The sequence below is a fragment of the Halofilum ochraceum genome (assembly GCF_001614315.2).
GTDB classification, from domain to species: Bacteria; Pseudomonadota; Gammaproteobacteria; order XJ16; family Halofilaceae; genus Halofilum; species Halofilum ochraceum.
Genome location: NZ_LVEG02000009.1, coordinates 37,540 through 49,649 on the forward strand (window position 1 = coordinate 37,540; position 12,110 = coordinate 49,649).

General features: G+C 65.6%; 10 protein-coding genes. 2 read left to right on the forward strand and 8 right to left on the reverse strand.

Annotation, left to right across the window (positions count from 1 at the left end; genetic code table 11):
• The first annotated feature begins 205 nt into the window (after window positions 1–205).
• Window positions 206–1,195: an ABC transporter substrate-binding protein gene (locus A0W70_RS10890; RefSeq protein WP_083330953.1), complete on the forward strand. Its 990-nt coding sequence runs from the start codon at window positions 206–208 to the stop codon at window positions 1,193–1,195.
• 594 nt (window positions 1,196–1,789) lie between these two features.
• Here A0W70_RS10890 and thrC read toward each other — a convergent pair.
• The 4 genes from thrC to A0W70_RS10910 form a co-directional block, all read right to left on the reverse strand.
• Window positions 1,790–3,172, reverse strand: a complete 1,383-nt coding sequence (gene thrC, locus A0W70_RS10895) for a threonine synthase (protein WP_070989176.1) — start codon at window positions 3,170–3,172, stop codon at window positions 1,790–1,792.
• A gap of 222 nt (window positions 3,173–3,394) precedes the next feature.
• Window positions 3,395–4,384, reverse strand: a complete 990-nt coding sequence (locus A0W70_RS10900) for an aldo/keto reductase (RefSeq protein ID WP_070989177.1) — start codon at window positions 4,382–4,384, stop codon at window positions 3,395–3,397.
• A 103-nt stretch (window positions 4,385–4,487) separates the two neighbouring features.
• Entirely contained in the window at window positions 4,488–4,685 is a 198-nt protein-coding gene (locus A0W70_RS10905) for a hypothetical protein (RefSeq protein ID WP_139150835.1), read from the reverse strand.
• A gap of 48 nt (window positions 4,686–4,733) precedes the next feature.
• Window positions 4,734–5,486 carry an NAD(P)H-dependent oxidoreductase gene (locus tag A0W70_RS10910; protein WP_070989179.1) on the reverse strand — a complete coding sequence of 251 codons (753 nt, stop codon included), beginning with the start codon at window positions 5,484–5,486 and terminating at the stop codon, window positions 4,734–4,736.
• Between the two features lie 89 nt (window positions 5,487–5,575).
• On the opposite strand from A0W70_RS10910, the gene A0W70_RS10915 reads away from it, so the two are divergent.
• The gene (locus A0W70_RS10915; RefSeq protein WP_070989180.1) at window positions 5,576–6,454 is read left to right on the forward strand and encodes a LysR family transcriptional regulator; all 879 of its coding nucleotides are present in this window, start codon (window positions 5,576–5,578) and stop codon (window positions 6,452–6,454) included.
• 73 nt (window positions 6,455–6,527) lie between these two features.
• Here A0W70_RS10915 and A0W70_RS10920 read toward each other — a convergent pair whose 3' ends face one another.
• The 4 genes from A0W70_RS10920 to gspD all read right to left on the reverse strand — a co-directional run bounded on the left by A0W70_RS10920 (window position 6,528) and on the right by gspD (window position 11,965).
• Window positions 6,528–6,842, reverse strand: coding sequence for a hypothetical protein (locus A0W70_RS10920; RefSeq protein WP_070989181.1), 315 nt, complete (start codon window positions 6,840–6,842; stop codon window positions 6,528–6,530).
• 409 nt (window positions 6,843–7,251) lie between these two features.
• A complete protein-coding gene (gene gspF / locus A0W70_RS10925; RefSeq protein ID WP_070989182.1) occupies window positions 7,252–8,469 on the reverse strand; it encodes a type II secretion system inner membrane protein GspF in 1,218 nt (405 codons plus the stop codon).
• 6 nt (window positions 8,470–8,475) lie between these two features.
• A complete protein-coding gene (gspE, locus tag A0W70_RS10930; protein WP_070989183.1) occupies window positions 8,476–10,017 on the reverse strand; it encodes a type II secretion system ATPase GspE in 1,542 nt (513 codons plus the stop codon).
• The gene (gene gspD, locus A0W70_RS10935; protein WP_070989184.1) at window positions 9,992–11,965 is read right to left on the reverse strand and encodes a type II secretion system secretin GspD; all 1,974 of its coding nucleotides are present in this window, start codon (window positions 11,963–11,965) and stop codon (window positions 9,992–9,994) included. Before gspD ends, gspE begins: the two co-directional genes overlap by 26 nt.
• Window positions 11,966–12,110 lie beyond the last annotated feature (145 nt).

Here is a 12,110-nt window from a genome sequence, read left to right on the forward strand (position 1 = left end):
GCTGGATGTATCCGCAGCAGACAGGACAGCCAGGCTGGATACGCTATTGCTCGTGCTTGGGAGGTGTCAACCGTTGACAGTTGACACCTGATTACCGCCTGTTTAGCGTAGATACGGACACCTTGGCCGGCGTCGACAACGCACTGCGCTTACGCCGAGAGGTGTATGAAAACGACGAACACATCCGAATAAATAGGGGCGCAAGATGAAGAACCTCGTGCACGCTGCGACAGCGGCCGTTCTCACCCTGTCTATCTCTCCAATCGCTTACTCTGCTGACGCTGAAGAACTCGCGGCGGATTACGACTGCTCCACAGTACGCTTTGGACAACCGTCCTGGACTGGGGTGAAAGTCAAGACCGCTGCGGCGACGTGGATACTCGAAAACCTCGATTACGAAACAGAGACGACCACGGCGTCCCTGGCGATCAGCTATAAGGCGATGGAAGGCGGCGACATCGACACCATGCTCTCCCAGTGGTTCCCATCTGCGCGACAGATGTTCCGCCCGTTTGGAATCAAGGGATCTCTCGACATGGTCTCGCCGAACCTTACCGGCGGGACATACACGGTCGCTGTTCCTTCCTACGTCTATGAGGCCGGCGTAACCAGCATCGAAGACCTTGATCAACACCGTGATAAATTTGGCGGAGAAATTTACGGCATCGATCCGGGAAGCACCGGCAATGATACCGTCAAGGCAATGATTGAAGACGACTATGCCGGCCTCGGCGACTGGGAGCTTGTCCCATCAAGCGAACCCGGAATGCTGGCCGAGGTTGGAAAACGGACTGGCGACAAGGAATGGATCGCGTTCCTCGCATGGTCCCCCCATCCAATGAACATCAATTACGACATCAAATATCTGTCCGACGGCGCAAAATACTGGGGTCCTAACAAGGGCGAAGTCATTGTGCAGACCGTCACGCAGGAAGGTTTCGCATGGGCCTGTACCAACGTAGGCCAGTTCCTCGATAATTATGAATGGACCGTTGAAGAACAAAGTCTCGGTATGAACTACGTGCGGAATGAGGGCATGGAGCCGCTCGCTGCCGCCAAGAAAGTGATTCGTCAGAATCCGGATATGGTCAGCCGGTGGCTCGATCGTAGTGGGATTTACCAAACCGGCGGGATCACCCGGATGGATGGCTCGGGTGACAGTGAAGCGATTATCAGGGACGCCCTGAATCTTTAACTGTCACCTTGTTGTCTCGTGATCCGCACGGCCCCGGCATGATTGTCGGGGCCGTTTTCTTTGAATGCAGGCGGAAATGGGATCAGCTCCGCCATCTGCATGCCGGCGAACCTGGAGCTATTTCTTAATTCATTGATGGTGACCATTCCCGAGATTCTTTGGCGAAGAGTAATCCCCCCGTTTCCAGGTGGTGCGAGAAGCGGAACTCGTGCAATCGGCCGAAGGTTAGGCGGAGACGCTCTACATTCTTGATCGCTGGACAATTAGACGCCCATGGCGAACGTGATTACCGATTGCACCCGTGTGTCGAGCCGGAGAATCCTGAATCGGCCTCGCTCCACTGGGCTGACCGTCTCGGACGAGCGTTCGATCCAACGTCCGATGCCGGGGCGCCTTCGGTATTGGAAGCTCAGCGACGCATGCATGCCGGATCGATGGGTCCGGAAGGCCCGGGAAAACGCGCTGGTCCTGGGCGTAACCGCGTTGTCCGCTCTTTTATTCTCCCCGCGGACTCCGCGACTCTGCGAGAAACGCCTTTCTTATCAAGCCTTCCCACGCCCAACAACGACTCGCCCAGGGGGAACGGGGTAGCGCTCAGGCTTGGGTTTCTTCCAACAGCAGATCCCGCAATGCGCCCGCGTCCGCCGCATGGTGGCGGTAGCGTTCCGGGGCCTCCATGACCGCTTCCAGCAGTTCCGGTCGCGGCGGCTCGTGTCCGGTCGCCTTTCGAGAGGCGTCCGGGAACTTGGCCGGATGCGCGGTCGCGGCGACCACGACCGGGCCTTCGAGGTCGAGCGTGCGCGCTGCGTGTGCGGCCGTGGCGGTGTGCGGGCAGAGCATCTCGCCGGTTTCCCGCCAGGTACGGGCCATTTCTTCCAGCGCCTCGGCCTCGGTGCAACGCACCGCGGAGAAGCGCTCGCGCAGGCGGCCAAGCGTTTCGGTGTCGACGTCGAACGCGCGGTCCTCGGTGAGCGCGCGCTGCCATTCGGTGACGGCCGTCGTGTCGCCTTCCGCGGCGAACCAGAGGGCGCGCTCGAAGTTGCTGGAGACCTGGATGTCCATGCTCGGCGAGATCGTCTGCCGGGTCTCGCGCCGCTCCATGCGGCCGGTCTCGAAAAAGCGCGGCAGAACATCGTTGTCGTTCGAGGACAGGACCAGGCGGCCGACCGGGAAACCGAGCCGGCGGGCGACATCGGCGGCCAGGATGTTGCCGAAGTTGCCGGTCGGGACGATGTAATTGACCGGCCCGCCGCCGCCCAGGCGCAGGGACGACCAGATGTAATACGCCACCTGGCAGGTGATGCGTGCCCAGTTGATCGAGTTGACCGCCGTCAGGTTCAGCGCTGCCGCCTCCGGGTCGACGAACAGCGCCTTGACCATGGCCTGACAGTCGTCGAAATCGCCGTCGATCGCGAAGTTGGCGACGTTGGCGTGGGGCAGGGTGGTCATCTGGCGGCGCTGCACCTCGGATACCCGGCCTGCCGGGTGCAGTACGACGACCGAGATGTTCTCGCGCCCGGCGAAGGCGGCCGCGGCGGCGGCGCCCGTGTCGCCTGAGGTGGCGCAGATGACGGTCGCGTGCCGGCCCTCGCGCTTCAACTGCTGCTCGATCAGCTCGCCGACGAACTGCAGGGCGTAGTCCTTGAAGGCCAGCGTCGGCCCGTGGAACAGCTCCAGGAGCCAACGGTCCTGATCCAGCTGTTTGTGTGGCGCGATTGCGGGATGGGTGAATGCACTGAGTGCCCGGTCGACGCTCGCGGCGACCGCGGCGGGTTCAATGTCCGGCGCGGCAAATCGGGCGATGATGTCACGCGCGACGGTGGCGTAATCGGCACCGACGAAGTCCGACCGCGTGGACGCCGCGAGCGGCTCGATCCGCTCGGGCACGAACAGACCGCCGTCGGGGGCAAGGCCGGCGAGCAGGGTGGCGGCGAAGCCATGACTCGTGCCGTCACCGCGCGTGCTGTGATATTTCATGTCCTGCGCTCCGGTCAGTGCCGAATCGGTGGGACCCGGCGAACGGGAACCATAAGCGTGGTGCGTGCGCGATCGGCTCGCGTTTTGCCGGTTGCGGGGGGTGCCCGGTTCCCGTCGGTGATGCCGCCCGGGCGCCGCCCCTCGGGGAGAATCCGTGGGTGGCTGCAGCGGCCCGCATTATAAGGCAGCAACCCCGGTTTGTGACCGCGCCGCCGGTCGGCTTCAGTTCCGCACCAGCCGCATCATCGCCTCGGTGTAGCGCTCGCCCGCGACCGCCTCCGGGCCGAAGATCGCATCAAGGCGCTGGAGATCTTCACTGCCCAGCTCGACGTCGAGCGCGGCGATGTTCTCGTCGAGACGTTCGGCGCGCGTTGTGCCCGGGATGGGAACGATGTCGTTGCCCTGTTGAAGCACCCAGGCGAGGGCGATCTGCGCCGGCGTAGCGTTGCGCTCATGCGCGAGTGCGGTGACCTGGTTGACCAACTCCAGGTTGCGCTCGAAATTCTCGCCCTGGAAGCGTGGGTTGTCGCGGCGCCAGTCGTTCTCGCCAAGGTCGTCCGGCGACGTGATCTGTCCCGACAGGAAACCTCGCCCGAGTGGGCTGTAGGGCACGATGCCGATACCGAGCTCGCGCGCGAGCGGCAGGATGTCGGTCTCGATACCACGCGTCCAGAGCGAATACTCCATCTGGACCGCGGTCAGCGGGTGCACGGCGTGGGCGCGACGGATCGTCGCCGCGGCCGCCTCGGACAGGCCGATGTGGCGGACCTTGCCGGCGGCGATCAGTTCGGTCATGGCGCCGACGGTCTCCTCGATCGGTACTTCCGGATCCACCCGGTGCAGGTAGAACAGGTCGATGCGGTCGGTCGCCAGGCGTGAGAGCGAGGCGTCGCAGGCCCGATGGATGTACGCCGGACGCCCGTCGACTGCCCGATCGGGATCGGCGTATGCAATCCCGCATTTCGTCGCCAGTACCACTTCCTCCCGGCGCTCGCGCAGCACCCCCGCAAGCAGGCGTTCGTTGGTCTCCGGGCCGTAGACGTCCGCCGTGTCCAGCAGGTTGATGCCGCGATCCAGTGCGTGGTGCAGCGTAGCGATGGACCGCTCTTCATCGGCCGGCCCGTACGCGAACGACATGCCCATGCAGCCCAGCCCGAGCGCGGACACACGCAGACTGTGCGGGCCGAGTGTGCGAACGGGGATGGCAGTCATACGCGCTCCGGTTGCTGGATCGGCGGGTCGCCCCGATTCGGGGCGCACAGGATAGGCCGATCGCAGGGCCGCTGTCAGGTGCAGGTCCGCGCATACGCTGGCCTCAATGTTCCCGCTGCCTTGCCCGCAGGGCCGCGATTCCGCGCCGAACGGTGCGGACCGTCAGCAGGAATGCGGCTGCCCGGGCACTGGCCTGCAGCGCGTCGCGCCGTACGGTGATGTCACCGAGGCCCTCGGCCGCGGGCTGCCCCGCGTTGGCGGTACGGGTCGTTGCGGGGATGTGCGTGTCGATGGTTGCCATGAGGTTTTCCTCCACTGTTTCGTCAGGTGGTCTTGTCGGCTGGCCCGTTTACTGAAGATTCCACCGCTCGGGTCGGTCGTGACGTATCACGCCGTCTTCATCCCAGTCGGCCCAGCCTGTGAACGGGATCGGCTCATCGGTTTCGATGTGTTCCAGTCGTTGCGCCCAGTTCTGGAGGTACGCATCCAGTTGTTTCCGGAAACGCTGTTCCTCCTGGTAGACGAGTCCGCCGCCCTGGATGCCGTAGGCCACGAACGGCGCCAGCACGTCGTAGCCGACGTAATAGAGCGAGTAGTGCATGCCCAGCATCAGATGCTCCATATGGCCGTTGCGCCCATAGCGGGAGAAGGCCGCGCCCGGGGCACCGGTCGTGACGGAGCAGATGGCGCGGCGCCCCCGGAAGTACCCGTGGTCGTAGCGCATGCCGCCGGTATAGAGGCCGCCATAGACGAACACCCGGTCGATCCACCCCTTCAACAGGGCGGGTTGCGCGTGCCACCAGAGCGGATACTGGAAGATCACCAGATCGGCCCGTTCGAGGCGTTCGATCTCGGCCCGGATTCCGGGCGGGAGCGTGCCGGATTCCCAGGCGTGGCGCTGCTCCGTGAGCGCGGCGAAGACCGCCGGGTCGGCGCGATCCGTGTAATGGGCCGGTCCCTCGGTCGGATCGAATCCCTCCGCGTAGAGGTCGGCGACTTCCACGTCGTGACCGGCGCCCGTCAGGGTCTCGACGGCGACCTCCGTGAGCGCGCCATTGAAGGAGCGGCGCTCCGGATGGCTGTGAACGATGAGTACATGCATGGGACACCCACGGGATTTACCTTGATATGCGCAGCCTATATCGTTGCGTTGGTGCACAGGAATTCCCTGTAGATGCAATTTAAGTTTGCATGAACGAACAGGAACTCCCATGGGATGATCTGCGGACGATCCTGGCGATCGCGCGCGCGGGATCGCTGTCCGGGGCGGCGCGCAGACTGGCGGTCAGTCATGCCACGGTCTTCCGGCGTCTCGGTGCGATCGAGAAACGGCTGGGCGTCAGGCTGTTCGAGCGCGGGTCTGGCGGGTATGCCCCCACGCCCGCCGGCGAGGAGGTCGCCGCGGCGGCGGCGCGCATCGAGAGCGAGGTGGTCGGTGTCGAACGGCGCGTGGTCGGGCGCGACCTCAGACCGGCCGGCACGGTCCGGGTGACGACCACGGACACCTTGCTGATCGGCCTGCTGTCACCGGTATTCGCCGCTTTCCGCGAGGCCTATCCGGATATCGCGCTCGAGGTATCGGTCTCGAATGCGCTGGTGAACCTGTCCCGGCGCGAAGCGGACGTCGCGATTCGACCGACCCGGGAGCCGCCCGAGCATCTGATCGGGCGCCGCCTGCGGACCATCGAACAGGCCGTGTACGGCCCGGCGGGCGTCTTCCGTCAGGGGGATCCGGTGCCGGCCGCGGCGGAGACCGCATGGGTCGGCCCGGACGAGGCCATGATCTACCGCCAGCTCGACGCCTGGATGGCCGGCCACGGCGCGGATGACCACTGCCGCTATCGGGCGGATACGCTGTTCGGGATGTATGCGGCGGTCCGCGAGGGTGCCGGCGCCGCGGTGCTGCCCCGCTATCTGTGCGATGGCGACCCGCGCCTCGTCCGGCTGGGGGGAACGATCCCGGAGATGGCAAGCGAATTATGGCTGTTAAGCCATCCGGACCTGCGCGGTGTCGGCCGGATCCGCGCATTGACCGGATACGTGGCCGATGCCCTTGCCGCAGGGTCATAGAGAGCCATGGGTTTGGCGGGTGGCACACCCCGCCAGTTTACGGCGTCCGGCGTCCCTGCCGGACACGCGCGGGTCAGTGGAAGCGCGCGGGCGCCTCGACGATAAAGGCGCGCGCGACCTCGATCGCGTGATCCGCATCGGTGGTGCGGATGGGATAGAAGTTCTGGAACTGCCCCTCGTCGTCCACGGACACGCCGTCGTAGACGCCCTCCGTGTCGCAGAACAGCACCACGCGGGGGGCATCCGGGTTCTGCTCGTAGATCGATGCGAGCACCGAATCGATCGCGCGGCTGACGGACGGACCGCCGTCATCCTGGTCGAAGATCAGGACCACGTCGTCCCGCACCTGCACGCCCACGGTCACGGTGCCGCCTTCGATATCGTTCATCACGCATCACTCCATCGGCGTTTTACGCCATGTGTCCTGAGTATCATATTAGGGCGGCAACCCGTCGGTGCAACCCCTCAATCCCGTTGAATTACGGCGCTCCCTGTGCCCCGGGGCCGCCAGGTTACTGTTTTCCGGGCGAATTACGCGCGCCCTGCATAAGTTCGATTCATAAGGATCCGATGTGTTGTGTAAATCGGTTCTCGCCAAGGCGCAAAGAGCGCCAAGAGACGCGAAGAAGGGAAAATCCCGAAAAAGAACCGGGGCACGCTACAAGAGGCTCGGTGAAACACTTCCAGTCGCCCGGCTTCCCCTTGTCTGCATTCCTTGGCGTTCTTTGCGCCTTGGCGAGAACCCTTCGCACAGACTTTCTGGTGAAACGCGATATCCGCCAGCCCAAAACGGCGGGTCATCCCACCAGCTGGTTGAGTTCGAAGATTGGGAGAAGGATCGCGAGGACGATCAGCAGGACGACCACGCCCATGACGAGGATCAATGCCGGCTCGAAGATGTTGACCAGCAGCGAGATCGTCGTCTTCGTCGTGCGTTCCTGGTAGTCGGCGGCGCGGTGGAGCATCGAGTCGAGCTGGCCGGATTCTTCGCCGATGGCAATCAGATGCAGGAACATCGGCGGGAAGCGGCCGCTGGTCTCCAGCGAGCGGCTCAGGGCGGCGCCTTCGCGTACCTGCACGGCCGCGCGCTCGACGGCATGGCGCAGCGGGCGGATGCCGATGACCGTCGACGCGATCGACAGGGCCTCGAGCACCGGCACGCCGCTGCTCGCGAGGATCGAGAGCGTTCGGGCGAAGCGGCCCGTATCGGCGTCGCGCAACAAGCGGCCGATGACCGGTACGCGCAGCAGCAGGGCGTGAAATCGGTACCGGAACCCAGGGCTGCGCAGCGCCAGGCGGAAGCCGATCACGGCGCCGATCAGGATCAGCAGCGTGAGCGGACCCCAGTCACGCAGGAAACCGCTCAGGGCGAGCAGGCCCTGCGTGAGCAGCGGCAGTTCCGCGTCCAGGGTGTCGAATACGCCTACGACCTGGGGCACGACATACGTCAGCAGCGCGATGACGATGGCCAGCGCGGCGACCGTCAGGATGACGGGGTAGGCCAGTGCCGCGGTCACCGAACCCCGGGTGTCCTGGCGCTCCTCGGTGTAGTCGGCCAGCCGCTCGAGCACGCCGCCGAGATGGCCGGACTGCTCTCCCGCCCGCACGGTGGCAACGTAGATATCCGGGAACGTGCGCGGGAATTCCGCGAATCCGGCCGCGAGACTATAGCCTTCGACGACCCGCGCACGGACCGCGAGGACCAGTTTCTGCAGGCGCGCCTTCTCCGAGTAGCGTGCGATCGCGCGCAGCGCCTCCTCGACCGGCATGCCCGACTGCACGAGGGTGGCAAGCTGGCGGCTGAAGAGCGCCAGATCGGCGCCGCTGATGCCGCGCCGTGGGCCGATCGCCGTGCCGCCGCCGCGCTGCTCGCGCTCCGCGGACTCCGCGACCGACAGCGGTGACAGCCCCTGGTCGCGCAGCTGCTGGCGCACCTGGCGCGCGGTATCGCCCTCCAGGATGCCGCGCAACTCGCGGCCGTCGGGGTCGAGTGCCGTGTATTCGAAGGCGCTCAGGGCGGGTTACTCCAGGATTTCCGGTTCTTCGCCGCGGTCGCCGGATGGCGTGACCCGCAGGACCTCCTCGACCGAGGTCTGACCGGCGCGGATCCGCCGCAGGCCATCCGCACGCATGCCCGGCGAATGGCGGCGCGCATGGTGCTCGAGCTCGAACTCGCCGGCACCGTCATGGATCAGGCTGCGCATCGGGTCGTCGACGGCCACGAGTTCGTAAATCCCGCTGCGGCCGGCGTAACCGGTGCGATTGCAGTGATCGCAGCCCGTCTCTGAAGGTCCCCAGACGTTCGGCGGATCGTCCGGGTCGAGGTCGAACAGGTGGCATTCGCCGCGCGTCATGACGTGTTCGACGCGGCAGTGCGGGCAGAGCAGCCGTACCAGCCGCTGGGCGAGGATGCCGACGACCGACGACGACAACAGGAACGGCTCCACACCCATGTCGCGCAGGCGGGTGATGGCGCCGATCGCGGTGTTCGTGTGCAGCGTCGACAGCACCACATGGCCCGTCAGGCTCGCCTGCACGGCGATCTGCGCCGTTTCCAGGTCGCGGATCTCGCCGACCATGACTACATCCGGGTCCTGGCGCAGGATGGCGCGCAGCCCCCGGGCGAAGGTCAGGTCGACTTTCGTGTTCACCTGGGTCTGGCCGATGCCGTCGAGGTAATACTCGATCGGGTCCTCGACCGTGAGGATCGTCCGGCTGGCGTCATTGAGCCGGGTGATGGACGCGTACAGCGTGGTGGTCTTGCCCGAGCCGGTGGGGCCGGTGACGAGCAGAATGCCGTGCGGGCGGTGGATCAGGTCATTCAGCAGGCGCGTATCGCGTGAGGACATGCCGAGGTGTTCGACATCCAGGCGCCCGGCCTGTTTGTCCAGCAATCGCATCACGACACGCTCGCCGTGGCCCGAGGGCAGGGTGGACACGCGCACGTCCACCGGGCGGCCGGCGATCTTGAGCGAGATGCGGCCGTCCTGCGGGAGGCGTTTCTCCGAGATGTCGAGCCGCGCCATGACCTTGATGCGCGAGATGATCAGGGGCGCGATCGAGCGCGGTGGCTCCAGGGTTTCCTGCATCACGCCGTCGACCCGCATGCGGACCGAGAGCCGCTGCTCGAATGGCTCGATATGCACGTCGGAGGCGTTGTGGCGGACGGCCTCGGTGAGGATCGCGTTGATCAGGCGGATGATGGGGGCATCATCCTGCGACTCCATCAGATCTTCCGGTTCGGGGAGTGCCTCGGCCGCGCTCGCCAGATCGGCCTCGTCGCCGAGGTCGTCGACCGCATCCAGCGCGCCGCCGGCGCCGTGCTCGTAGCGTTGCGTCAGCCGGCGTGCGAAGTCCTCGGCCGAGACGTTCTCGAGCGCGACCGGCGTGCCGATGGCCCGCCGCAGTTCGAGCACGGCATCCGGTGAGGCGTCCGGGCGCAGCACGGCGGTCGCCTGGCCATCGGCCCGCTCCTCCAGCAGCACGCCGTTGCGCCGGGCAAACGAGTAGCTGACCCGCAGGGGCCGCGTGGCCGCCTCAGTCGCCGTCGCCGTTTCGTTCATCGTTGCCTCCGCCGCCGAGGGTCGGATTGCGATGGCGCAGTTCCAGCTCCGGCAGCTCCGGCAGCTCGTCGATCATGAGCGTCTGTTTCTTGCGCTGCCGGTCGACCTGTTCCGCCCGCATGTAGTTGTACTTCTCGCCCGTGTAGTAATCCGCGAGCTGCTTTTCGCGCAGGATGCGCGGGTGGAGGAATACCATCAGGTTCTGCTTGATCTTGTTCGTGCGCTGATACCGGAACAGCCGCCCCAATACCGGGATGTCGCCGAGCAGCGGCACCCGTTCGTCGGTCGTGCGCACGGTGTCGTCGATCAGGCCGCCGAGGACCAGCGTCTGGTCGTCCTGCACCAGCACCGTCGTTTTCAGCGAGCGCTTGTTCGTAACGACGTCGGAGGTGGTCTGGGCGGACGAGGAGAGGCTGGAGACCTCCTGCTCGATGTTCATCTTGACGGTATTGCCCTCGTTGATCTGCGGCTTGACCTTGAGCGTGATACCGACGTCGCGGCGCTCGATCGTCTGGAAGGGGTTGGTCGCACTGCCGCCGGTCTGCTGACTCGAAAAGGACCCGGTCACGAACGGCACGTTCTGTCCGACGACGATCTCGGCCTCCTCGTTGTCCAGCGTCACGAGACTCGGCGTCGAGAGGATGTTGTTGTTGGCATCCGAGGCCAGCGCCCGTATCAGGACGCCGAAATCCGTGCCCCCCGAGCCCTCGCTCAGGCCGCCGAGCGTCAGACCGCTGTCGGGCAGCGCGCTTTCGGTCGCAATCTCGAGGATGTTGCTCCCGCCTGACCCGAAACTCGTCAGTGCGGCCGGGGTGTCACCGTCGCCGCTGGTGTCGGCCGCGACGAACTGGACGCCGAGCTCCCGGGCCTTGTCCTGGGAAATCTCCGCGATGATGGCCTCGACCAGGACCTGGGCACGCCGGATATCGAGCTGCCGGATGATGCTCTCCAGGCCATCGAGCCGCCCCGGCGGGCCGGTCAGGATCAACGCGTTCGTATTCTCGTCGGCCTGGATCACGACCTCCTCGTCGTTGCCGTTGCCGCCCCCCTGGCCCGTTTGTTCGCCATTCGAGACCTCCGCGTCGCTGACCCCCTGGAGGATCTCCGTCATGTCGGCGGCATTGGCGTACTTCAGGTACACCACGCGGGTATTGCCCTCGCGTTCCAGCGGCGTATCCAGATTCGCGATCAGGCCGCGCATGCGCAGCCGCTCTTCGCGGCTGCCGCTGATGAGCACGCTGTTCGTGCGCGTGTCCGCGGCCAGCCGTGCCTGCCCGCCGGTCTGGTCCTGTCCCTGCTGCCCCTGGCTGGCCAGCTGGCCGAGTATGCGCACGACCTCCGAGGCCGATGCGTGCTCCAGGCGGACGACGTCGACGTCGCTTTCCACCGGCCGGTCGACCCGGTCGATGATCCGCATGATCCGCTGGATATTCGATGCGCTGTCGGTGACGATCAGTCGGTTGGTCGGCTGGTACGCCGCGAGGTGCCCTTCCTGGGGGAGCAGCGGGCGCAGAATCGGCACCAGCTGCGCGGAGTTGACGTGCTGGATCGTTACGACCCGGGTCACGAGCTGGCTGCCGCTCTGCGATTCACCGGATGGGATTGCGTCCTGTTTCGCCGCCACTGCCGGTACGATCTTCGTGACATCGCCCTGCGGGACGGCCGCGTAACCGTGTACCGAGAGCACGGACAGGAACACGTCGTACAGTTCGCGGTCGTTCACGGGCGTGGATGAAACGACCGTGATCTTGGCGTTCACGCGCGGGTCGACGATGAAATTGCGCCCGGTGCGTTTCGATACCGTCTGAATCAGTGAGCGCAGCTCGGCGTTCTGCAGATTCAGGGTGAATGGTTCGGCCCAGGCACTCGCGGACACCACGATGGCAAGCAGCAGACCGAGGATGAGAGCGCCAGGTGGGCCCGTGCGCGGGCGGCGGGTCAGGGGCATGGTGTCGTTTGTTCGTTCCTGGTTTCGGGGATGTGTACGCCTCCCTCGCGCAGCGGCGCGGGCAGGATTCTCATATGCCCGGTTGCGACCGTCAAACACGGTATGCGCCACGCGGTGACTGCCTGGTGCCGGTGAGCCAGGGGTG